Genomic DNA, 23,461 nt, shown 5'->3' on the forward strand with positions numbered 1-23,461 from the left:
AAGGAGCGACATGATGGCGGCGCAAGTCAACAGTGGTTTCCAGGCCCGCGTCAATCTGATGCGGCTGCTGGCGGCGGGCATGGCGGTGATTTACCACGTGCGCTTCCTGCTGTTCGCCGGCTATCCTGAGGTGCCGGAAAAGAGCTTGGTGCTGACATTGTTTTACTTCGTCACCAGCCTGGGCCACGAAGCGTTCGTTATGTACATGGTCATCAGCGGCGTGGCGCTGGGCGGGCTGTCGATCCACCGCTGGAATAGCGGCATCGACCCGGAGGCCGATCTGTTGCGCCGCGCGACCTGGTTTTATTGCCTGCTGACGCCGGCCTTGCTACTCGGCGCCATGTTAGACTTTCTTGGCACCCGCGCGCTGGCGCTGCCCGAGGTCTACGCCTATTTCACCATGTTCTCGCCCAGCCTCGACCTTGGGGCTTTCGCCGGAAACATGCTGATGCTCCAGCGCTTCGTGGTCCCCGGCCTGGGCAGCAACACGATGTTGTATCTGTTGGCCTACGAATGCTGGGCCTACTTCGCGTTGACCGCGCTGTTCGTGTTCGGCAAACGCAGCTGGACGCTGGGCTGGGTCGCCGCCATCGCAGTGGCCTGTGCTGGATGTGTGCTGGCGCCGGAGTTCCTCGGCTACTTGCTGTTGTGGATCATGGGGACCGGTGTCGGCTGGCTGGGCCACAATACCCGGGTGCGCTTCCGGCGCCGCTATGGCATGCCGATCTTCGTCATCGGCATGCTGGTGTCACGCTGGGGTGGCGCGCACGTCGAGCAAGTGCCGGCGGCGTTGATACCGTGGGCCCGCATGGCGCTCGACTTGCTGTTCGGCGCCAGTTTCGCGCTGCTGACCGTGTCCTGGCTGATGGCGGGCGCGAAGCAGGCGCCGATCTTGTGGTTGCGCTGGAGCGCGTGGCGCCTCAACCGCTGGTTCAGCGGCGCCAGCTTTGTGTTATTCACGACGCATTTTCCATTCATGATGTTCGTCGTCGCGGTCGCCTCGGCGGAGTTTCACGTGCCGATCGGTGGCCAGCCTGGCGCCGCCGCGTTCGCGATGTTTTGCGCGACGGTGGTGGCAATTTACCTGTACGCGTATGCGTTCTCGGCCATTGCGTCGCGCCTGGCAAGAAGGGTACGGCGAGGAATGCGCGACCGCAGGCTGGCGAAAGTGACCGCGCCAATTTAACCCCGGCCGCGCGGCGGCGACGCCCCCGTACTATTGAGCCGGTTGGGCGTAAACGCGACAACTTGCATGTCGGAGCGCAAATACGGCCACGGATAGATGCCGCGCGCGTGTCCGTCATCGAAGATCAACTGCACGCCGTAGTTGCCGACAAGGTGCAGCTGCTCCACCCGCGCTAGTCCGGTGGACGGCGCGGGCGCGAGGTCGAGCAAGCGGCGCGATTCGCATTGCGTGCATTTGCAGCGCGCCCGCAGCAGCGCGTGCGGCCATTGCTGCCGGACGCCGTCCTGCCACACGATCGTCAGCATTCTTTCGGTGCGGTCGTTGCTGATTTCGCTCGGGTAGTCCATCAATGTCTCCGCGTGGCGGCGTGGATCTGTTCCAGCGCCAGCCGCGCGGCCTTGCGCACTTCGGGATCGGGATCGGCCGCAACCGGCTCAAGCGCCGGCAGCGCCGCGGCGTCGCCCAGTTCACCCAATGCCAGCGCCGCTTCCTTGCGCAGGTTGCTGATCGCGTGGGTCAGCACCGGCAGCAGCGCCGGCAGCGCGCCCGCGTACTTCAAGCGCCCGAGGCTGCGCGCGGCGCGCAGCCTGATCTGCCAGTAGCTGTCGTCCAGCGCTTCCATCAACGCGGCGCCGACCGCCGACAGCGTGTCGGCGTCAGCGCCATCCCGCAGCCCGGACAGCTTGCCCAGGGTCGTCGCCGCTTCCTCGCGCACTTGCCACACCGGATCGCGCAGGGCCGCCAGCAAGGCTGCGGCGGTCGCCGTACCTGCGCCGTAGCCGGCCGCGCCCACCGCCGCGCGGCGCACTTCCGGGTCGACGTCGCCGCCGATCAGCGCGGTCAGCGCGGGAAGGGCGTCGGCTTGTTTCAGATAGCCCAGCACGGCCACGGCTTCGCGCCGAACCGCCGCGTCGTTATCGGCCAGCGCCGCCAGCGCCGGTGCGTAGCTGTGCGGCGAGCGCAGTTCGCGCACCGCGCGCAGTATCGCGGTCTTCACAAACGCGTCGGCGTGTTCGAGGTGGGGCAGCAGCACCCGCGCGCTATCCGGCTGTTTTACTTCGCTCAGGCTTTGGGCTGCGGCTTGCCGCACGCCGGGTTCCGGATCGCCAAGCAGCAGGGCGAGGCCGGCCACGCCGTCCGGGCTTTCGAAGCCTTCCAGCGCGCGTGCGGCTTCGGCGCGCACGGCGGCGTCGGTGTCGCGCAGCGCTTCGATGAACAGGTCGGCGTGTTCGTCGCCGGCCCAGTCGGCCAGGTCCAGCAGGGCGATGCGGCGGACGGTGGCGTCGGGGTCGGTCAGGCGTTCGCGCAATGCGAGGTCGTTGTCGGTGGTAGTCATGTTGTCCGTTTTGATTGGAGCATCGGTTATATGGCAAATTGCAGGTGGCGCATGGTCGGGGCGCCCAGCGGCGTCAGGCGTTCCAGTGGCAGCTCGGTATTGGCCGGATGCAGTAGTTGCAGGCAGCGGCGCTTCAGCGCGGTGAACTCCGGCGAGGTCACCAGCGAGGCGTCGCGCGGACGCGGGAAGGGCACCGCGATCTGCTCGATGATGCGGCCCGGACGCGGACTCATCACGAGCACGCGGTCGGCCAGGAACAGCGCCTCGTCGATGTCGTGCGTGATGAAGACGATGGTGGTGCGGATGCGCGCCCATAAATCCAGCAGCAGTTGCTGCATCATCAGCCGGGTTTGCGCGTCGAGCGCGCCGAACGGCTCGTCCATCAGCATCACGCGCGGATGGTTGATCAGCACGCGGGCGATTTCCACGCGCTGCTTCATGCCGCCGGACAGCTGCGCCGGGTAGTGCTCCGCAAACGCCTCCAGTCCCACCATGGCCAGCAGCTCCAGCGCGCGGCGGCGGCGCTCGGCGCGCGCCACGCCTTGCATCTTCAGGCCGAAGGCGACGTTGTCGACCACTTTGCGCCACGGGAACAGCGTGTGGTGCTGGAAGACCAGCCCGCGTTCGGCATGCGGGCCGTCGATGGCGCGGCCGTCGACGGTGATGGCGCCACGGCTCGGCCGCAGGTGGCCGGCCAGCGCGCCGAGCAAGGTCGATTTGCCGCAGCCGGACGGGCCCAGCAGGCAGACGAACTCGCCCGGCTGCATCGTCAGGCTGACGTCCTGCACCGCCTCGAACGCCTGGGCGCCGTGGCCCACGCGCAGATGCAGTTTGTCGATGGTGATCTGTCCGACGCTCATGGCTTGCCCTCCGTTTGGTGCCAGGGCATCAGGACCTGGCCGATGGTTTTGACCAAGGCGCTGCTGCCCATACCCAGCAGTCCGATGACCAGCATGCCGACGACGATGTCGGCGTAGTTCTGGATCGTGTACGACGCCCAGGTGTAGTAGCCGATGCCGAACTGGCCGGAGATCATCTCGGCCGTGACCAGGCAGAACCACGCGGTGCCCATGCCGATCGACAGGCCGGTGACGATGCTGGGCGCGGCGCCCGGCAACACCACTTCGGTAAAGATGGCGCGCCGGCCGCCGCCCAGGCTGCGGGCCGAGGCGACCAGGCGCGGATCGATGTTCTCGACGCCGTGCACGGTGTTGAGCAGGATAGGGAACAGCGCGCCGGTGAAGGTGATGAACACCATCGACAGCTCCGACGACGGGAACATCAGGATCGCCAGCGGTATCCAGGCCACGGCCGGAATGGGGCGCAGCATTTCCAGCGGCGGCATCAGCCAGTTCTCCAGACGGCGCGAGCGGCCGATGGCCAGGCCAAGCAGGATGCCGACCAGCGCGGCGACCAGAAAACCACTGAACACGCGCGCCACGCTGGCCTTCAGGTGGCCCAGCAACTGCGGCGATTGCAGCAAGGACCAGCCGGCCTGCGCGACCTCGGTCGGCGGCGGTACGTTTTGAAACGTTACCAGGCCCAGGTTCAGGTGGCTGGCCGAGGCCCATTGCCAGGCCAGCAGACACATCACCAGCGAGGTGGCGCCGGCGGCCCAGCGGGCGGCGCCCGCGCTCAATCCGGCACCCAATCTGGTACCGGCGCCTGGGCCCGATGTCATGCCGAGCGCGAGGCCGCCGCCCGGGGCTTGCTGTGTGCTGTCCATCGGCGTGCTCCTATTTTGCCGCGAGCGCGGGCGTGTTGCCGCGCGCGGCGGCGAAGTCGAGCACGGAGCCGCCGTTGCGCGCGGCCCAGGCATCGGCCGACGCGCGGGTCAGGAAGGCGCTGGTATCGCCTTTGGCGGTGACGAACCAGGCGTCGCGGGCAAACAGCTTCAGGCCGCTGTCGCGGTCGTGGGCGTAGACCACGCGCACCTTCTTGCCGTCCTTTTCGAGCTTGCGCAGCGCGATGAAGGCGGCGTCGGCGCTGGTGTAGTGGCGCACCAGCGGCTCGCCGTCCACCCAAACCTGCACCAGGCGCGAAAAGTCGGTGATCGGCTTGCCGGTGGCGGCGTCCTTGGCCACCAGCGGCAGGCGATCGTAGTTCTTCAAGCGGGCGTCGTAGTCGAGCCCGGCCTGCTTGAAGGCGGCGCGGATGTAGCGGTCGTCGATGAAGGTGTTGACGTCGAGGTCGTTGTCGGTGCGCTTCATCAAGCGCAGCGTCTCGATCGAGGTCTTGACCGCCTGGCGGTATTCCGGTTTCCAGCTGAAGTCGCGCGTCTGCAAGCCCAGCGGGCCGTGGAACAGGTAATCGACCTCGGCCTCGATGCCGGTGACCTTGGCGATCAGCTCGCTGTACTTCTCCGGCTCGGCGGCGATCAGGCGGTCGGCCTCGATGGCGGCACGCAGGAAGGCGGTGACGATCTCGGGATACTTGGCGGCGTACGAGGCATCGACCAGGCTGCCGTGCAGGGTGGGGGACTTGGCCTGCGAGCCGTCGAAGATCTTGCGGGCGTAGCCACGGTGCGGGAACAGTTCGGCGAACGGCACAAAATCGGCGTGGGCGTCGATCTTGTTGCTTTGGAGCGCAGAGCCGGCCACTTCCGGCGCCTGGGTGACGACGGTGATGTCCTTGTCCAGTTCCCAGCCCTGCGCCTTGATGGCGCGCAGCAGCATGCCGTGCGCGGTGGAGGCGAACGGCACCGAGATGGTTTTCCCCTTGAGCTCCGCCAGCGACTGTACCGTCGACGCCTTGGGCACGACAATGCCGTTGCCGCTGCCTTGCACGCTGGCCGAGAGCACGGTGATGAACAGGCTCTTCTTGCCCGCCTTCTCGAACGCGGCGCCGTTGAAGGAGCCGGGGAAGTCGGCCATCGAGCCGATATCGAGCTTGCCGGCGACCATCTCGTTGGTCAGCGGCGCGCCGGAGGTGAAGTTTTTCCAGACGATCTCGTATTGCGCGTCCTTGTATTTGCCGTCGCGTGGCAGGAATTTCTCCAGCAGCTTCAGTTCGCGGATCAGCAGGCCGCCGGTGGCGCAGTTGATGGTCGTGTCCTGGGTGCCGATGGCGATGCGGATGGTTTCGGCGTGGACGGCGCCGGAGCCCAGGGCGGCCAGCAGGACGGCAGGTAGAAGGCGATGCAAACTCATGTCAATCTCCAGTAAGGTCAGCGCAACAGGTAGGGGATATCGACCGTGACGGCGCCGGTCGGGCAATCTTTTTCGCATGGCATGCAGTACCAGCATTCGTCGAACTTCATGAATGCCTTGCCTTTGGTGAAGTCGATCGCCAGCACGTCGAGCGGGCAGACATCGACGCACACGGTGCAGCCCTTGTCGGCGATGCACAACTCTTCGTTGACACGGACCGGCACGCTGCTTGGGTTCAATGCGATGGGCATGGTGTTCTCCTTAAACGGCAAGCGCTTCGGCTTGCGGGACGGCGTGCGCGATGATGCTGTCCTTACCAATCCGAAGTCGTTGATAAGCCTGCTTTTCCTGCTCGTCGAGGGCGACGATGTACGGCTCCAGCGGACGCTTGAAGCAGGTCATCTCGCCGTCCACCTTCTTCACTTGAACGTGACACAGCCAGTCGGCGTCGTTGCGTTCGGGATGGTCGACGCGGTTGTGATACAAGCCCCAGCGGCTCTCGGTGCGGAACAGCGAGGCGCGCGCCGCCATCTCGGCGCAATCGCGGATCGCGTGCACCTCCAGCGCGCGCATCAGCTCGTGCGGGCCGGCGGCCGACAAGCGGTCCAGATCGGCGCGAATGGCCTCGAAGCGGGTCAGGCCGATCTCCATCTTGCGCGTCACCTTCGGCGGTTGCAGGTAGTCGTTGACCATGCGGCGCAGCTTGTATTCCACCTGCGCCGGCGGCAAGCCGTCGACGCGGTCCAGCGGCGCCCACACCCGCGCCCGCTCGGCCTCGACCTGGGCCTCGTCGAGCGGCGCCAGTTCGATGTCGGCGCAACGGCGCGCCGCGCTCTCGCCGGCCAGCTTGCCGTACACGAAGGCGCCCAGCATGTAGTTGTGCGGCACGCAGGCCAGGTCGCCGGCCGCGTACAAGCCGGCCACGGTCGTCTCGGCATGCTCGTTAACCCAGACCCCGGACGCCGAGTGTCCGCTGCACAGGCCGATCTCGGAAATATGCATCTCCACCATGTGCTCGCGGTAGTCGGTGCCGCGTCCGGCGTGGAAGCGGCCACGGCTCGGCCGCTCGTTGGTGTGCAAAATCGTCTCGATGGTGCTGATGGTTTCCTCGGCCAGGTGGTCGAGCTTGAGGAATACCGGGCCGTTACCGCCTTGCAGTTCGTTGTAGAACTCCTGCATCATCTGGCCGCTCCAGTAATCGCATTCGATGAAGCGTTCGCCTTTGTTGTTGGTGGTGAAGCCGCCGAACGGGCCGGTCACATAGGCGCATGCGGGGCCGTTGTAGTCCTTGATCAGCGGATTGATCTGGAAGCATTCGATGCCCGACAACTCCGCCCCGGCGTGGTAGGCCATGCTGTAGCCGTCGCCGGCGTTGGTCGGGTTTTCGTAGGTGCCGAACAGGTAGCCGGAGGCCGGCAGCCCCAGGCGCCCGGCGGCGCCGGTGGCTAGCACCACGGCCTTGGCGCGGATCACGTGGAAGTCGCCGGTGCGGCAATCGAAGGACATGGCGCCGGCGATGCTGCCGTCGGCCGCCGTCAGCAGCCGCGTGGCCACCAGGCGGTTGCTGATCTCCACGCGCTGGCGCTTCAGGCGACGGTACAGCACCTTCTTGATGTCGTGACCCTCGGGCATCGGCAACACATACGTGCCCATGTGGTGCACCTTGCGCATCGCGTAGTCGCCGGTCTCGTCCTTTTCGAACTTGACGCCCCAGCGGTCCAGTTCCTCGATCATCGGGTAGCTGTTTTCGGCGTAGGCCATCACCGTGCGCTGGTTGACGATGCCGTCGTTGGCGGTGGTGATCTCCTTCACATATTGCTCTGGTGTGGCGAAGCCCGGCACGACTGCATTGTTCAGCCCGTCCATGCCCATCGAGATGGCGCCGCTGCGTTTGACGTGGGCCTTTTCGAGCAGCAGCACGCGCAACTGCGGGTTGGCTTCCTTGGCTTTGACGGCGGCCATCGGGCCGGCGGTGCCGCCGCCGATCACCAGCACGTCGACGGTTTCGATGATGGTTTGCATAGTGGTGTGCTCCATGTGAACAGGGACAAGGGTGGCTGAGGCGCTCAGCCTCGGCGCGCGATCTGCAGGCGATACTGGAAGGCGTCGCCACGGAAATACAGGTATTCGAAGTCGAGCGGCGTGCCGTCGGCCGCGTGGGTCAGGCGCTCGATGCGCAGCAGCGCCGTGCCCGCCTCGATGCGCAGCGCGTGCGCCAGCGTGTCGTCGGCCAGCATGGCGTCGATCTGCAGGTCGGCCCGGCCCAGCGCGATGCCGTAGTCGTTTTCCAGGATCAGGAAGATGTCGCGCCCGGCCAGGTCTTCGCGGCGCAGGCGCTCGCCGATCTCCGCCGGCAGGTAAGTCACCTCCAGCGACACCGGTTCGCGGTTGAGGTGGCGCACGCGCTTGATCTCGGCGACGTCGGCGCCGGCGGCCAAGCCCAGGCGCTGCGCCACGTGGGCCGGCGCGGCGATGGTCTTGTGGCTGGTGACCTGGTTGTAGATCTCGTAGCCCATGCGGCCCATGGCTTCGCCAAAGCCTTCCAGCTGGGTCAGTTGCTGGAACGCCTTGGGCTTGGACACGAAGGTACCCTTGCCGGGGATCTTGAAGATCACGCCTTCCTTTTGCAGGTCGTTGAGCGCCTGGCGCACGGTGATGCGGCTGACGCCGAAGATCGTGCTCAGCTCGCTCTCGGCGGGCAGCTTGGCGTGCGCGGGGTAACTGCCGTCGAGGATGCGCTCGCGCAGGTTTTCCTTCACCTGCGTGTACAGCGGGACGGGGGACAGCTCAACAGTACGGAAATTGGTCATCGGTTCACCTGGGCGGCATAACCTGTCATAACAGGTTATAACTATCGAAAGAGCTTGCAGTCTATCGAGGCCGTTTCGGTGTGTGAACGAATGATTGTGTGTTTGCTTATGCAAAAACTTTTGCGTCGGGGCGGGGGAGGCTTCCGCCCGCCGGCAAGTATGGCCCGCTAGCCGCGCGTAGCGAGATGAAGCATCGGATGGTGTTCGTAGTGGCCGACGCCGTTCCTCACGATGGGATCGGCAGCCGTCAACAGGGCAATATCCTGCTTGTCGTCGATCCGGTACAGCGATAGTCCGTAGCCGCCGGCCGGGTCCATCACCGGGCCGTGGGCGACGATCAGGCCTTGCTCAAGCAACAGATTCAGATAGTTGCCGTGTTCCGCCATCCATTGCTTCTCGTCGGCCGACATCGTCGACAGGAAGTCGGCGCGCGGCGGAATATATTTGCACAGGTAGTATTTCATGGTCGTTTCCGGGTTATTGAAGGGACGGACTCATGCCGCCGTTTGCACGCTTTTGAGGATCGATCCCTCGAACATCTTGGGTGCGTACTGTTGAAGGAAGAGGATCATGCCGGTCATTTTGCCGACCGGATTGCTGAATTTCGGCTCCCGGGTGCCGATCAGGCGCGTTATCGTGTTGACCACGGCATCCGGCGATTCCGCCTCGTCGATGCCCTTTTTCGTCGCCGCCTTCACCTGGCGCCGGTAGCCGTCGTAGTCCGCGATACCCCTGTTGCTGGCTGCGACGGCGTTGTGACCGAGATTAGTTTTGAACCACACCGGTTCAACCATGCTGACCTTGATGTTGAAAGCGTTGAGCTCGAAGCGCAGCGATTTGAAGTAGCCCTGCACGGCATGTTTGGACGCGGTGTAGTAAGCCAGATTTGGCGGCCCGATCAAGCCGACGATCGAGCTCACCGTGATGATTTGTCCCTTTTTCTGCGCGCGGAACCGGGGCAGCAACGCGTTTGTAAGCTTGACCGTGCCCCAAAAATTGGTCTCGAACTGCTGGCGGCCCAACTCGATCGGGGTTTCCTCGGCGATGCCGGTGACCATGTAGCCGGCGTTGTTAACCAGTACGTCGAGATTCGGGGCGAAGTCGAACAGCTCGCTGGTGAACGCCGCGATCGATTTGTCGTCGTCGATATTCAAGCGCAGCAGTTTGAACGGCAGTTTGCCGGCGTATTTTTCCGGTTCGCGGCTGGTGCCAATGACGGTGTGGCCCTGCTGGTGCAGGTTGTTGGCGAGCAGCAGACCAAAGCCGGACGAGGCGCCGGTGACTAAAATTGTTTTTTTCACTTGATGACCCTATTGGAAAGATTGAGCGATCCCAGGCAAAGCATGGCTGGTGATGGGATAGCGGTACTTTGCCCGCGAAATGCATCCGGCGCACTCGCCGAGCGCGCCAATCTGAATGCAGAATGCGCCAAAGCCTGCGCCGGACATTCGGCTATGCCTGCACCAGCGAGGCGCGCTCGGCTATTGTCGTGGCGTGATCGGCGAGCTAGACTAGGCTGATGAATTCGGTAAACAAACCTCCCCGCGCGACAACGCTCGACTACGCCGTCTGGCCCGGCTGGCGCGTGCTGATGCAGGATGCCGGGCTGGCAACGGCGCCGGTGCTGCGCCGCGCGCAGCTGCCCGGTGACCTGTTCGCGCGGCAGAATGTTCGTCTGGACCCGGAAAGCTTCTTCAGACTGTGGCACGCCATCGACGCCGAGGCCGCATCGCTCGACGCCGACCTGCCGGCCCCGCTCAGAATCGCCCGCGTGATGTCGTCCGACTGGTTCGATCCGGAGCTGTTCGCCGCCTTGTGCAGCGCCAACCTGGCGGACGCGCTGGAGCGCATCGCCAAGTATGTGCGACTGATCGCGCCGATGTCGATCAAAGTCGAACGCGGCGCCGTGGAGACAGCCGTCAGCATCGCCTTTCTTGGCGATGGACGATCGCCGCCTGCGGTGTTCCTGGCGTTTAAGCTGGTTTTCTTCTTGCAACTCGGACGCTTGGCCACCCGCAGCGCGATCAAGCCGTTGCGGGTCGGATGGCCGTCCGCGCCGCCGGCAGGGCTTGAGGCCTCGGCCTACGCGGCGTTTTTCGGCGTGCCGGTGGACGCCGCGCCGTCGGCCACGCTGGTGCTCGCCACGGCCGACGCCGAACGTCCCTTCCTGACCGAGAACCACAAAATGTGGCTGTTCTTCGAGCCGTCGCTGCGCCAGCGGCTGGCCGATCTGGATCGCACGGCCGGCATGGCCGAGCGGGTGCGTGGCACTTTGCTTGAGACCTTGCCGGCCGGCGAATCGTCGATGCAGGCGGTCTGCCGGCGGCTCGGGGTCAGCACCCGAACCTTGCAGCGGCGTTTGCAGGAGGAGGGTACCACCTTCCAGCAGACGCTCGACGCGCTGCGCGATTCGCTGGCCCATCACTATCTGCGCAACACGGCGTTGTCGGGCGCCGAGATCTCGTTCCTGCTGGGCTTTGAGGATGCCAACTCGTTCGCGCGGGCGTTCCAGATATGGACCGGCAAGACGCCGCAAACCGTCAGGCTCGACGCGGCGTAGCAGGCCGGCGCGTCAGGATTTCCCTACGGTCGAGCCGTCCTGGCCCTATACCGCTATCAGGAAGGCCCGATGGTTTCGTGTTGGCATTGCTGGCATGCTGCGCCTTGCGCCAGTCGAGCAGATTCCGGACGAGGAGATAAAAATGATCATTGCAGCCACGCCCCGGCCCCGCGCCGACCGGCAAGGATTGTTGTAGCAATGGAACAAGAAAACGTGGCTCCCTTGTTGTCTGGTAGCATGATCGCCACGACTAATGCGTTTTTTCCCGGAGAGCCGTTCCCTACCATGATAAGAATCCTGATCGCCGACGACCACGCGATCGTGCGCGGCGGCCTGTTGCAGCTGTTCGCCCTGGCCGGGGACGTGACGGTGGTGGCGCAGGCCACCAATGGCGGGCAGGTGATCGAGAGCTTGCGCGGCGTGCCGTGCGACCTGGTGCTGCTGGACATGTCGATGCCCGGCATCAGCGGCATCGAGCTGATCGGTCGCATCCGCGCCCACGCGCCGACCTTGCCGATTCTTGTGCTGAGCATGCACAACGAGGCGCTGGTGGTGCGGCGCGCGCTCAAGGCCGGCGCCAACGGTTATATGACCAAGGACGGCGATCCCGAGACCTTGCTGCTGGCCGTGCGCAAGGTCGCCGGCGGCGGGCGCTATATCGATCCCGGCCTGGCCGAGCAGATGGTGTTCGAGGGCGAGGCCGGGCAGTCCGAGCGGCCGCATGAGCAATTGTCCAACCGCGAGCTGAGCATCTTCCGGCTGTTCGTCGGCGGCAAGAGCGTCAACCAGATCGCCGAGGAGCTGGCCATCAGCAACAAAACCGTCAGCACGCACAAGGCGCGCCTGATGCAGAAGATGGGATTCCAGAGCAACGCCGACATGCTGCGCTATGGCATCGACCACGCGCTCGGCCAGTAGGCCCGGCTCCCGCTCCTCCCGATGAGACACCAGTATGCCGGTTGACCTGCGCGAACGCACCATCCTGATCGTTGACGACACGCCCGCCAACCTGACCCTGGCCGTGGCCATGTTGCAACGGCACGGCCTGCGCCTGGCGGTCGCGCACAGCGGTGGCGAGGCGCTGCGCCGCGTCGCCTTCGCGCCACCCGACCTGATCCTGCTGGACGTGATGCTGCCGGACCTCGACGGCTTCGAGGTCTGCCGCACGCTCAAGGCCGGCGACGGGCCGGGCGCGGCGGTGCCGGTGATCTTCATGACCGCGCTTACCGGCACCGCCGAGAAGGTAGCGGGCTTCGCGGCCGGCGCGGTCGATTACGTGACCAAGCCGCTGCAGGCCGAGGAAGTGCTGGCGCGCGTGACGACCCATCTGCGGCTGGCCGCGATGCGCGCCAAACTGGTGGAGCAGAACGCCCAGCTTGAGGACGAGAACCGCGAGCGTCGCGCGGCTGAACAGGTGCTGCGCGAATACCGCGACAGCCTGGAGCAGCAGGTGGCCGAGCGCACCGCCGAGCTGCGCGAGCTTAGCGCGCACCGCGAAAGCGCGCGCGAGTGCGAGCGCAAGCATATCGCCCGCGAGCTGCACGACGAACTGGGCCAGTCGCTGACGGCGCTGCGCATGCAGGCCGCGCTGTTGCGGGTGCGCTTCGGCGCCGAGATCCCCGGACTGACCGACCAGGTGCGCGCAATGACCGAGCTGGTCGACCGTACCATCGGCGTGGTGCGCAACGTCGCCACCACTTTGCGGCCGACCGTGCTCGACCTGGGAATCGGCTCGGCGCTGGAGTGGCTGGTCGACGAGTTCCGCCGCAACAGCGGGCTCGATTGCAGCCTCAACCTGGAGGTCGGCGACGGCCAGCTCAGCGAGCGCCAGGCTGTCGCAGTGTTCCGCATCGTGCAGGAGTCGCTGACCAACGTCGCCCGCCACGCCGACGCCAGCGAGTCGGCTGTCTCGCTGCGCCTGAACGGGCAAGGATGCGAACTGGCGATCGAGGACGACGGACGCGGCTTCGATCCGGCGCGCACCCGGCCGCACTCGTTCGGCCTGCTCGGCATCCGCGAGCGGGTATTGAGTCTGGGCGGCCAGCTGACCATCGCCAGCGGGCCGGGCGGACGCACCCGCATCGTTGTCCGCCTGCCGGTGGACCCGGCATGAAACCGCTGCGCCGCCGCAGCGGCGCCCGCCGGTCGCTGGCGCGCGCGCTGCTGGCAGGCGCGGCGCTGGCGACATGCACGCCGCCGTTGCTCGCGTCCGCCATTGTCCAGGCGCCACAGCGGCCGGTGTCCGCAGCGGCCGCCGTGGCCGCGCCGTCGCCCTGGTCGGAGCTAACGCTGCCGATGTTCCAGGCTGTCGGCGCGCCGCAGGGGCTGGGCAACGTGCTGGTGCTCGCCATCGAGCAGGACCCGCACGGTTTTCTGTGGGTGGCCACCGCCGGTGGGCTGTCGCGCTGGGACGGCTACCGCTTCCACAACTACAGCAACGTCCCCGAAGATCCGCGCTCGCTGCCCGACAATTATGTGATCTCGCTGCACACCGACCGCAAGGGTCGGCTGTGGGTGGGCACCTCCAGCGGCGGCCTGGCGCGTTATGTGCCGGAGGAGGACGCCTTCGTCACCTACAACGCCAAAGCGGCGGGACTGGCCGCCGGCGGCGTGCGCGCGATCGCTGGCGACGGCGGCGACGGCCTGTGGCTGGCCACCACCAACGGACTGGTCCACCTGGACCATCCCGACGACCTCGCCCGCGTGCGCGCCACCCGCTACCGTCACGACAAGGGCGACGCGGCCAGCCTGCCGGCCGATCTGGTCGGCTCGCTGGCGGTTGGCGCCGACGGCACGGTCTGGGCCGGCACCGACGACGGCCTGGCGCGGCGCGCGCCCGGCGCCGCCGGCTTCACCAAGGTGGCCTTGCCGGGCGCCCCGGCCAAAGGCGTGGCCGTGGTGGCGTTGTTTGTCGACCATGCCGGCATGCTATGGATCGGCACCAACGGCGCCGGCGTGTTCGTGCTCGATCCGCGCAGCGGCCGCATCGGCCCGCATGCGCCCGGCGCCGAGGCCGCCGCGCTGATGAAACACGTCAACGTCACCGCCTTTGCCGAGCCGGTGCCCGGCGAGGTGTGGGTCAGCTCCTATTCGTACGGCGTGGACGTGATCGATCGCGCTACCGGCCGCGTACGCCACCTGGCCTACGAGGCGCTGGTGCCGGGTGGGTTGTCGAGCGGCGTGGTGCGGGCTTTGTTCGCCGACCGCGCAGGCGCGCTGTGGGTCGGCACCGACAACGGGCTGAACCAGCGGGCGCCGGCGCAGGCGGCGCTGTCGCTGGCGCCGCGCCAGAATGCGCGTCCCGGCCTGCGCGACGGCGACGCCATCACCATGGCCGAGGCGCCCGACCGCAGCCTGTGGGTCGGCATGCTGCGCCAGGGAGCCGATGTGGTCGACCCGCAACGGCGCCGGATCGGGCATTGGCCGCCGGGCCCGGAACGCCGGGAGGCGCTTGGTTCGCCGACCAACGTCACCGCCTTGTACGCCGACCACAGCGGCAAGATTCTGCTGGCGACCGAGTCCGGACTGTTCCGCGCCGATCCGGACGGCGGCGCGCGGGGACCGGTCGACGCGCCCTGGCTCGACCACCGCTTGCACGTGCGCGTGCTCAACGAGGTCGGCGGCAGCCTGTGGATCGGCACCGCGGCCGGTGGCCTGCTGCAGGCGCGCTTCGATGACCGCGGCGGCTTGTCCAAGGTTCGCGAGATCGACGGCCTGAGCGGCATGGAAATCACCGACCTGCAGCCCGGGCCGGGCGGTTCGCTGTGGGCCGCGACCACCACCGGCTTGAGCCGGATCGACCCGGCCAACGGCGCCGTGCTGGAATCGATAGGCGCCGACCGCGCCGATCCGGCGTCGCTGTCGCATCCCACTATCAGCAGCTTGCTGACCGACCGGCGCGGCAGGTTGTGGGTGGGCGGCAACGGCGGGATCGATGTGCTCGAGGCGCCGAGGGGCGGCGCACGCCGCTTCCGCCGGATCGGCAAGCCGCAAGGTCTGCCCAACACCAACATCGCCCGTCTGCTCGAGGACGCACAGGGACGCATCTGGGCCAGCACCGACGACGGCATCGCCGTCATCGATCCGGACACTTTCGCGATAGGCGTGCTGGGCGCGGCCGAGGGCGCCCGCTACTCGCCTTATTGGGGCGGCTCGGGCGTCGTCAGCGCCAGCGGCGAGTTGCTGTTCGGCGGCTCGGGCGGGGTCACCATCCTGCGCCCGGAGCGCTACCGGCCGTGGCGATTGGCGGCGCCGCTGGCTGTCACCGAGGTGCGCCTGGGCGGCAAGACGGTGCCGCCGGGCCGCTACGACCGGACCGGCGCCGACCCGGGGACGCTGGAGGTGCCAGCCGAGGCCAACAGCTTCGCGGTGGCCTTCGCCTCGCTCGATTTCACCGCGCCCGAACTCAACCGCTACGCCTACCGTCTCGACGGTTTCGACCAGGAATGGACCTACGCCGACGCCGCGCACCGGCTGGCGTCTTACACCAATTTACCGCCCGGCGCGTACCGGCTGCTGATCCGGGGCACCAACCGGGCCGGGGTCTGGAGCGGACGCGAGCTGGCGCTGCCGGTGCGGGTCTTGCCGTGGTGGTGGCAAACCTGGTGGTTCCGCCTCGCCGCCGCGCTGCTGGCCCTGGCGGCGCTGTACGGCGCCCACCGGCTGCGGGTCTGGCGCCTGGCGGCCCAGCGCGGCGCGCTCGAACGCGAGGTGGCCGCGCGCACGGCCGAAGTGCTGCGGCAAAAGGCGCTGGCCGACCAACAGCGCGGCGAGGCCGAGCGCCAGCATCACCAGGCCAGCGAGCGCAACGCCGAGCTGGCGGCGGTCAACGCGGTGGCGCAGATATTGGCCGGAAAACTGGAGCTCGACCAATTGATCGCGCTGGTCGGCGAGCAGGTACGGCGCCAGTTCCACGCCGGGCGCACCTGCATCACGCTGCTCGACGACACGGACGGCGCACTGCGGCTGGCGTACGCCCACGGCCACGGTCACGACCAGGCCGACGCGCACGACGCCGCGCTGGACCGGGTGGTCGCAAGCGGGCAGGGCGAGTTGATCGGGCACGAGCCGGGCGAAATGTCGTGCCTGTGCGTGCCCATCATAGCCAATGGTGTGGTCAGGGGCGCGGTGTCGGTGCGACGCGGCATCGGCGCCGGCGGGCCGTACCAGGGCAGCGACCAGCGCCTGCTCGACACCATCGCCGCCCATCTGGGTGCGGCACTACAAAATGCCCGCTTGTTCCAGCAGGCCGAGGCGGCCCGCGCCAGGGCCGAAGAGGCCACGCAGGCCAAATCCATGTTCCTGGCCAACATGAGCCATGAAATCCGCACGCCGATGAACGCGGTGATCGGCCTGTCGCACCTGGCGCTGGGCACGGGCTCGCCGTCGCGTCAGCGCGACTATCTGCAAAAGATCCACAACGCCGGCAATTCGCTGGTGGGCATCATCAACGACATCCTCGACTTTTCCAAGATCGAGGCGGGCAAGCTCGAACTCGAGAGCGCCGATTTCGACCTCGACGAACTGCTGGCCCACGTGGCCGCGATCGCCGGCGGCGTGCGCGGCGCCGGACTCGAGTGCAACTTCGACGTGCCGGCGACCGTGCCCAGGCGCCTGCGCGGCGACGCCCAGCGCCTCGGTCAGGTGCTCATCAACCTGCTCAACAACGCGCTCAAGTTCACCGCCGACGGCGAGGTGGCGCTGGCGGTGCGCGCGCTTGACGCGCAGGCCGAACGGTTGCGGCTGGAGTTTAGCGTGCGCGACAGCGGCATCGGCATGTCGGCGCCGCAGATCGGCAAGCTGTTCCAGGCCTTCACCCAGGCCGACGGCTCGTCGACGCGGCGCTTCGGTGGCACCGGCCTCGGCCTGAGCATCTGCAAGAATCTGGTCGACCTGATGGGCGGCACGATAGCCGTCGACAGCGCGCCCGGCGTGGGCAGCCGGTTTGTCGTCACGCTATGGCTCGACTGTGCTTCGGACGCGCTGACGCCGGCGCCGGGCCTGCCTGCGGCGCTGGGCGGCCTGCGGGTGCTGGTCGTCGACGACAACGCCACCGCGCGCGCCGCGCTGCTGGGCACGCTGGCCGCGCTGGGGCTGGAGGCCGAAGCGGTCGACGGCATGCCTGAAGCGTCGCGCCTGATGGCTGGTGATACGCGCTACGACTTGTTGCTGGTCGACGCCGGCTTGACGTTCATGGGTACCGGCGTTGACGCGGACGGCAGCAACGCTGCGGCGGACACGAGTTCGCCAGCGCTGGCGTCGCTGCTGGGCGCCGCCGCGCACCACGGTGTAACGCCCAAGCTGGCGCTACTGGCCAGTGCGGCCGGCGATGAGCCCGACGTGCCGCCGCGCGTTGGCGGCATCGAAGCCTGCCTGGTCAAGCCGGTGACGCGGGCCGCCATGGCCGACGTGCTGCTGCGACTGTTCGCGCGCGGACAAGGCCACGGCACGTCGGGCCGGCGCCTGCAACCGCCGCGGTTCGACGGCGCGCGCGTGCTGCTGGTCGAAGATAACGCGATCAATCAGGAAATCGCCGTCGGCCTGCTGAAGGCCTGCGGGATCGATGTCGAACTGGCCAACAACGGCCGCGAGGCGCTCGACAGGCTGGACGCGGTCGATGCGGCAGGCCGCTATCAACTGGTATTCATGGACCTGCATATGCCCGAGCTCGACGGACACGCCGCCACCGTGCGGCTGCGGCGCGACGCCCGGTACGACAGGTTGCCCATCATCGCGATGACCGCCAACGCGATGCCTGCCGAGCGCCAGCGTTGCCGCGATGAGGGCTTCGACGACCATCTCGGCAAACCGTTGATTCCGGCCGAACTGTACCGGTTGTTGGGCGAGCACCTGGTGGCCGGCACGCCCGCCGGCTGGCGCGGACAACGCCAGGCGGCGCCGTTGCTGGAAGGAGGTGTCCCCGGCCTCGACCTGGCGGCCGCGCTCGCCGGCGTCGACGGTGACGAGGCCTTGCTGCTGAAAGTGCTGCGCATGTTTTGCCGCGACGAACGTGACCGCGCCGAACGGATCCGCGACGCGTTGTGCGGGGGCGACCTTGCGGGCGCCGAGCGCCACGCCCACTCGCTGCGCGGACTGGCAGAGAGCATCGGCGCGGCACGGGTGGCGGAACTGGCAGGCGTCCTGGAGCGGTCCGCACGACGCGGTTCTGGGCTTGACGGGGCGCCGACCGCCAGTTTGACCGACATGCACAAAACGCTCGACGCGCTCGACGTCGAGCTGGGCTCCTTGTGTGGGCGCCTCGACCTGCGGTTGCCAGCGGAGGCCGTGGCCGCCATCAGCGCCGCGCGCCCGCCGACGGCCTGGCTCGGCGATTTGCGCCGGCTGGCCGCGCTGATGCAGGCAGGCGATGACGCGGCGGTCGGCTTGTTCTCCGCCGACGCCGCCGACTTCGCGGCCAGCTTCGGCCACTGGGACGCCGAGGCGATCCAGCGAAGCCTGGACGACCGCGATTTCGACGGCGCCCACGCGGCGCTGCGCTGGGTCGCCCACAAGTACGAGCTGACGCTGTGAAGGCGGCGGCCGCCATGAGCGCTGCTGCCACTGTTTTCCCTACACGAAGTTAGGGAAATCCCTACCCAGCTATCCGACCCGCCTGATAGTGCAGAGCTCCGGAATGATGCATTGTCACGGCATCGAAGGAGGATTTCAATGATCACGGCGCCGCTATACGAACATTATGAACAATATGTCAGGGAATACCGCTCGGTCTTGCATCTGATCGATCAGATGCTGGAGGACCGCGACATGAACACGGCCGAGGTTGTCGAAGCGCGCCGCCAGATGCTGGGCGAGGCGGCGGTGGCGACCTTCATCCATATCACCGAGCACATGCAGACGGAGGTAGCGCAGGGCCGGCTGGAGGTCGATGTCGTGCTGGCGGCGCTGGTGTATGAGTGTTGCGATAAGCTGACGCTGCTGGGCGAGGGCGGAGACGCCGGAGACGCTGCCGGCTTCGGCGCCGCACGGCGTCCGGAACACCTGCTTTCGCCGGCCCGGCGCCTGTTTCACGGGGCGTGCCAACGCTTGCTGAATAGAAGTATCTGACGGCCCGCTGCCGACCAGGGATCGGCCCGATTGCCGGATACTTCAATGCCGAGCTGATCCTGAATAAAAATACTATCATGCAGAATTGCTAACTGTATTAAGCTCGCGTTGCGTCAATTGGCGCGGTCGAAAATACAGGAGGCAATATGCGTAGATTGTTGATTGTTATGTGCATTTCGCTAGCCAGTTTGTTTGGCGGCGCGGCGCACGCGTTCCAGTACAACTATGTCAGCCAGGTGATCCCGGTCGAACACACCTCGTATCGGAGCGATTTCACCTTCACCCATTACAGCGTGATCACGGTGCAGATCTTCACGCCGACGCTGCTGACGGCCGGCTCTGCGTGGTCGCCCGACACGGTCATCTACATGAACCGGTATTCGAACGATGAGCCGACCCACCCGCAGTCGCTGCTCTATCCGAATACCGACGCCGACCCGACCCGGCCGCCCGGCTCGGTGTGGAATCCCAACTGGACGGTGAATATGAGCATCGGCGCGGTCGACGCCAACGGCCTGCCGACAGTGTGGGACATCGGTCTGCTGCGTCAACTGCACACGCCGGAGGGCAGGGAAGACATCAGCAGCATTTCCACCTCCAACACCGGCGACAGCGTGGTGGGCGGCACCGAGAGCTACTATTACTTCCAGGGCTCGATCACCACGCCGGGCACCTGGACCATGGGCGTGACGGCGGTCCCCGAGCCGGAAACCTACGCGATGATGCTGGCGGGCCTGGGTCTGGTCGGCGCCATGGCGCGGCGCCGCGCGGCACGAGGCACGGGATTGTCGAGAGCCGTCAAGAAGCTTGATGCCAAAGATAAGATCGCGGTGGATAAGGCTGTGAAAGCTGTCGCGAAGGACGCCGCAATGGGATCCAAGCCCCGTTTAGCAACCCGGACGCTAAACTGATTGTAAAAAACAGCCTCGATCAAAAGTCACATCATTTGCTTCCATATAATAAAAACAGGGGCTTCCCCTCAATAACAATACTGGAGAGCATGGATGAAAAAATATATCAAGCAGCTGTTGGTCGCTTCTGCGATCGTGTTGGCGTCGGCGGGCCAGGCCTGGTCGCAGACGCCGAATTGTTCGAGCGCGGCGTCCGATCCGGACGGCGACGGCTGGGGCTGGGAAAACAACCAGTCCTGCAAGGTCGCGCCGAAGTGCGCGAACGCGTCATCGGACCCGGACGGCGACGGCTGGGGCTGGGAAAACGGCCAGTCGTGCATGGTCGTGTCCAGCGTGGCGAAGGGCTTCACGGTGTCCGGCAGCGTGCTGAAGGACGCCAACGGCAACGCCTTCATCGCCCGTGGCGTCAACAATCCGCATGCGTGGTTCGACACCCAGGCCTACAATGTGCTGGGCAATCTGGCGGCGCGCAAGACCAACCTGATCCGCGTGGTCTGGACGATGAACGGCGCCGCCTCGCGCCTGGACCAAATCCTGACCGCCATCGAAGCGCAGCAGATGGTGTCCATCGTCGAGTTGCATGACGGGACAGGCAGCAATAGCACCACGCTGTTGCAGGACATGGCCAATTATTGGGCACGCAGCGATGTCGCCGCCGTCCTCAAAAAACACGAGCGCAGCACCATGATCAACATCGCCAACGAGTGGGGCGACAACGATTTGACACCGCTGCAGTGGCGCAACGCCTACAAGCAGCCGATCACAACCTTGCGCAACGCCGGCTTTACGACCACCATCGTGATCGACAGTCCCGCATGGGGCCAGGACGCCAGCGCCGGCCTGTTGTACGGCCCGGAGTTGCTCAACCACGATCCAAGGCACAACCTGCTGTTCTCGGTGCACGCTTACGTCAGATTCAACAACCCGAACGATATCTACAACATGATGAACAACTACAAGAGCAACAACTTGCCCTTGTTGATCGGTGAATTCGGCTACAACTACAACAACGGCAACAACAACCTGGGCTCCAAAGTCGATGCGCCCCTGCTGATGCGGTACGCACAGGAGTTCGGTGTCGGCTACGTCGCCTGGTCGACGCAAGGCAATGACGGCGCCAACGCCTGGCTCGACCTGATGAGCAACTGGTCGACCACCACCAGCTGGGGCAACACGGTGTGGTACGACCAGTACGGCATCAGCAACACCGCGAAAAAGGCCTCGATCTACTGACGGCAGCGCTGGCTGCGACTTCTGCGGTCGGGCTATTTCCTGCGCGGTAGCCAAACGCTGAAAAGCGCACCGCCTTGCGGCTGGTTCGCCACTTCGATCTTTCCGCCGGCGGCGCGCAGGATGGCCTGGCACAGGGCCAGTCCCAGGCCGACACCGTCGATACCGTCCGCGCGCGCGCCATCGCCTCGGAAGAAACGATCGAACAGGAACGGCAGCTCGTCATCGCCGATGCCAGGCCCCTGGTCGGCCACCGTCAATACCATTCCGTGGGCGCCGTCGGCGAGGCGCACGTCGATGCGGCCGCCCGGTGGCGAGAACTTGACGGCGTTGTCGAGGACGTTGCGCAACACCAGTCCCAGTGGCGCACCGTCGACGTCCAGGGCCTGCGGCAAGTCGTCGCTCAGCGTGATGGCGATGCCGCGCGCACGCGCCTGCGGCGTCAGGCGCTCGATGATGTCGCGCGCCAGCGCCGCCAACGACACCGGCGCGGCCGATCCGCGTTCCTGGCCGGCGTCGATCCGGGCCAGCATCAGAAGTTCCTCCACCAGCGTGGTCAGGCGTTCAACTTCCTCCAGACAGGAACGCAGCGCGGTGACGTAGTCGCCGCGGTCGCGCGGACGCCGGAGCGTGATCTCGATCTCGGCGCGCAGCCGTGACAATGGCGAGCGCAACTCGTGCGAAGCGTCGGCCGTGAAGCGCCGCTGCGTGTCGAAGGCCTGCTCGATGCGTTCCAGCATCGCGTTCAGGGTCTGGACCAACTGGCCGATCTCGCCGTCGTCGCCCGGATGCGGCAGGCGCCGGTGCAGGTTGCCGTCCTCGATCTCGCGCGCTTGGTCGACGATGTTTTCGATGGCGACGAACAGCTTGCTGGACAGGCGGGCGCCCGCCCAGCCCAGGGCTGCGAGCAAAGCGGCTGCCATCAAGGCGAACAGCATGGCGGCCGAGCGCAGGATCTGGTTCACGTCGTCCAGCGAGCCGGCCACCTGCACGGCGAAGCGCTGGCCGCGCACCTGCGTCGGCAACGAAACCATGCGCAGCGGTTCCTCGCTGGTGTCGGGCAGCGTTTCGAACACGGTCTTGCCGGCCGCAAGCCGCTCCAGCACAGGGGGAAGGACGGGCAGGGTCTCCGAGCCCAGATTGGCGCTGCGCGCCACCACGCGGCCCTGGCCGTCGATGATCTGGATCAGGCGGTCGAGCCGCGTCAGCGACGGCGGGGCGCTGCCGACCGGTGCTTCGTGGACCCGGATAGGCAACCTGCCGCCGTCGCTGTCGGCCAACATGGCCACTTCGGCTTCGGCCAGGGCCAGCAGCGCGCTGTCCAGTTGACGGTTGACGGAGCGCGACATCATCCACCAGCCGGCGCCCGCCGTGACGCCGACGGCAACCAGGATCGCCAGCATGTGCAACAGCACCAGCCTCCGGCGCGTGCTAAGCATCGCTGCCGTCCGGCGAGTCGGGCGCCGCCAGGCGGAAGCCACGGCCGCGCACCGTTTCGATCAGTGCCGGCAGTTCGGGCGGGTCGACTTTGCGGCGCAGGTTCTTCATGTGCACGTCGATCAGATTGTCGATGGCGATCAGGTCGGCATGCCAGACATGCTCCGCCAGTTGCAGCCGGCTGATGATGGAGCTGGGACGCCGCATCAGCAGTTCCAGGATGGCGTACTCCTTGGGCGTGAGGTCGAAACCGGCGGCGGCGCGGCCGGCGGCGCGGGTGCCGGGGTCGAGCCAGAGATCGGCCACCCGCAAGGTGGCCGGCTGCGCGCGCTCGGTACGCCGCAGCAGCGCCCGCACGCGGGCCAGCAGCTCGTCGAAGACAAAGGGCTTGGTCAGGTAGTCGTCCGCGCCCGTATTGAGGCCGGTGATCCGGTCGGCCACAGCGTCGCGGGCAGTCAGCATCAATACCGGCAACAGGTGTCCGGCTTGGCGCCATTCGGCGCACAGGGCGACGCCGTCTTTACCCGGCATCATCCAGTCGAGGATAGCCATGTCGAACCGCGCCAGCGGTTGGGCGGCCGCCTGCTGCGCCGAATGCGCGACCACGACCTGGAAACCTTCTTCCTCCAGGCCGCGCGCCAGCAGCCGGGCCGCTTTGTGATCGTCTTCCACCAACAGAATATGCATGAAACGTCCCTCGACAAGAGCCGGAGTATAGCAGCGTCGACGCGGGCATTTCCTGAAGAAGAATTCAGGATGCGGTGCAGCAAAATTTCGT

The 23,461-nt window shown here is 66.6% G+C and carries 19 protein-coding genes and 1 pseudogene; 8 read left to right on the forward strand and 12 right to left on the reverse strand.

The window, feature by feature from the left end:
- Positions 1-10 precede the first annotated feature (10 nt).
- Positions 11-1,186: a hypothetical protein gene (locus tag ACZ0BA_RS07955; RefSeq protein ID WP_463450780.1), complete on the forward strand. Its 1,176-nt coding sequence runs from the start codon at positions 11-13 to the stop codon at positions 1,184-1,186.
- Here the strand turns inward: ACZ0BA_RS07955 and ACZ0BA_RS07960 are convergent.
- The 10 genes from ACZ0BA_RS07960 to ACZ0BA_RS08005 form a co-directional block, all read right to left on the reverse strand.
- Positions 1,183-1,533, reverse strand: coding sequence for a DUF971 domain-containing protein (locus tag ACZ0BA_RS07960; protein ID WP_463450781.1), 351 nt, complete (start codon positions 1,531-1,533; stop codon positions 1,183-1,185). The genes ACZ0BA_RS07955 and ACZ0BA_RS07960 overlap by 4 nt on opposite strands.
- Positions 1,533-2,522, reverse strand: coding sequence for a HEAT repeat domain-containing protein (locus ACZ0BA_RS07965; protein WP_463450782.1), 990 nt, complete (start codon positions 2,520-2,522; stop codon positions 1,533-1,535). The genes ACZ0BA_RS07960 and ACZ0BA_RS07965 overlap by 1 nt, the downstream gene beginning before the upstream one ends.
- A gap of 26 nt (positions 2,523-2,548) precedes the next feature.
- On the reverse strand, positions 2,549-3,382 hold the full coding sequence (locus tag ACZ0BA_RS07970) for an ABC transporter ATP-binding protein (protein ID WP_463450783.1): 834 nt from the start codon (positions 3,380-3,382) through the stop codon (positions 2,549-2,551).
- Complete coding sequence (locus ACZ0BA_RS07975; RefSeq protein ID WP_463454725.1) at positions 3,379-4,203, reverse strand: ABC transporter permease; 825 nt, start codon at positions 4,201-4,203, stop codon at positions 3,379-3,381. The genes ACZ0BA_RS07970 and ACZ0BA_RS07975 overlap by 4 nt, the downstream gene beginning before the upstream one ends.
- Positions 4,204-4,258: 55 nt before the next feature.
- Complete coding sequence (locus ACZ0BA_RS07980; protein ID WP_463450784.1) at positions 4,259-5,671, reverse strand: ABC transporter substrate-binding protein; 1,413 nt, start codon at positions 5,669-5,671, stop codon at positions 4,259-4,261.
- A 17-nt stretch (positions 5,672-5,688) separates the two neighbouring features.
- Positions 5,689-5,922 (reverse strand): 4Fe-4S dicluster domain-containing protein, encoded by a 234-nt coding sequence (locus tag ACZ0BA_RS07985; RefSeq protein WP_090318490.1) that lies wholly within the window; start codon positions 5,920-5,922, stop codon positions 5,689-5,691.
- A gap of 10 nt (positions 5,923-5,932) precedes the next feature.
- A complete protein-coding gene (locus tag ACZ0BA_RS07990; protein ID WP_463450785.1) occupies positions 5,933-7,693 on the reverse strand; it encodes a fumarate reductase/succinate dehydrogenase flavoprotein subunit in 1,761 nt (586 codons plus the stop codon).
- Between the two features lie 44 nt (positions 7,694-7,737).
- The gene (locus ACZ0BA_RS07995) at positions 7,738-8,481 is read right to left on the reverse strand and encodes a GntR family transcriptional regulator (protein WP_463450786.1); all 744 of its coding nucleotides are present in this window, start codon (positions 8,479-8,481) and stop codon (positions 7,738-7,740) included.
- A gap of 167 nt (positions 8,482-8,648) precedes the next feature.
- On the reverse strand, positions 8,649-8,945 hold the full coding sequence (locus ACZ0BA_RS08000) for a YciI family protein (protein WP_463450787.1): 297 nt from the start codon (positions 8,943-8,945) through the stop codon (positions 8,649-8,651).
- A 30-nt stretch (positions 8,946-8,975) separates the two neighbouring features.
- Positions 8,976-9,782 (reverse strand): SDR family NAD(P)-dependent oxidoreductase, encoded by an 807-nt coding sequence (locus ACZ0BA_RS08005; RefSeq protein ID WP_463450788.1) that lies wholly within the window; start codon positions 9,780-9,782, stop codon positions 8,976-8,978.
- 218 nt (positions 9,783-10,000) lie between these two features.
- Here ACZ0BA_RS08005 and ACZ0BA_RS08010 point away from each other — a divergent pair, with 218 nt between their 5' ends.
- From ACZ0BA_RS08010 to ACZ0BA_RS08040, 7 genes and pseudogenes are all read left to right on the forward strand, one after another.
- Positions 10,001-11,041: an AraC family transcriptional regulator gene (locus ACZ0BA_RS08010; RefSeq protein ID WP_463450789.1), complete on the forward strand. Its 1,041-nt coding sequence runs from the start codon at positions 10,001-10,003 to the stop codon at positions 11,039-11,041.
- A gap of 285 nt (positions 11,042-11,326) precedes the next feature.
- On the forward strand, positions 11,327-11,959 hold the full coding sequence (locus ACZ0BA_RS08015) for a response regulator transcription factor (RefSeq protein ID WP_463450790.1): 633 nt from the start codon (positions 11,327-11,329) through the stop codon (positions 11,957-11,959).
- Between the two features lie 34 nt (positions 11,960-11,993).
- A complete protein-coding gene (locus ACZ0BA_RS08020) occupies positions 11,994-13,154 on the forward strand; it encodes an ATP-binding response regulator (RefSeq protein WP_463450791.1) in 1,161 nt (386 codons plus the stop codon).
- Entirely contained in the window at positions 13,151-18,571 is a 5,421-nt protein-coding gene (locus tag ACZ0BA_RS08025) for a hybrid sensor histidine kinase/response regulator (RefSeq protein WP_463450792.1), read from the forward strand. Before ACZ0BA_RS08020 ends, ACZ0BA_RS08025 begins: the two co-directional genes overlap by 4 nt.
- A gap of 138 nt (positions 18,572-18,709) precedes the next feature.
- The gene (locus ACZ0BA_RS08030; protein ID WP_463450793.1) at positions 18,710-19,105 is read left to right on the forward strand and encodes a hypothetical protein; all 396 of its coding nucleotides are present in this window, start codon (positions 18,710-18,712) and stop codon (positions 19,103-19,105) included.
- Between the two features lie 146 nt (positions 19,106-19,251).
- Positions 19,252-19,872 (forward strand): annotated as a pseudogene (locus ACZ0BA_RS08035) (FxDxF family PEP-CTERM protein); the annotation flags it as partial.
- A gap of 237 nt (positions 19,873-20,109) precedes the next feature.
- On the forward strand, positions 20,110-21,249 hold the full coding sequence (locus tag ACZ0BA_RS08040) for a cellulase family glycosylhydrolase (protein ID WP_463450794.1): 1,140 nt from the start codon (positions 20,110-20,112) through the stop codon (positions 21,247-21,249).
- A gap of 32 nt (positions 21,250-21,281) precedes the next feature.
- On the opposite strand, the gene ACZ0BA_RS08045 is transcribed toward ACZ0BA_RS08040, so the two are convergent.
- Together ACZ0BA_RS08045 and ACZ0BA_RS08050 are read right to left on the reverse strand one after the other, a co-directional pair.
- Entirely contained in the window at positions 21,282-22,685 is a 1,404-nt protein-coding gene (locus ACZ0BA_RS08045; protein ID WP_463450795.1) for a sensor histidine kinase, read from the reverse strand.
- The gene (locus tag ACZ0BA_RS08050) at positions 22,678-23,370 is read right to left on the reverse strand and encodes a response regulator transcription factor (protein ID WP_463450796.1); all 693 of its coding nucleotides are present in this window, start codon (positions 23,368-23,370) and stop codon (positions 22,678-22,680) included. The genes ACZ0BA_RS08045 and ACZ0BA_RS08050 overlap by 8 nt, the downstream gene beginning before the upstream one ends.
- Between the last annotated feature and the right edge of the window lie 91 nt (positions 23,371-23,461).

The sequence above is a fragment of the Duganella sp. AC917 genome (genome assembly GCF_979258245.1).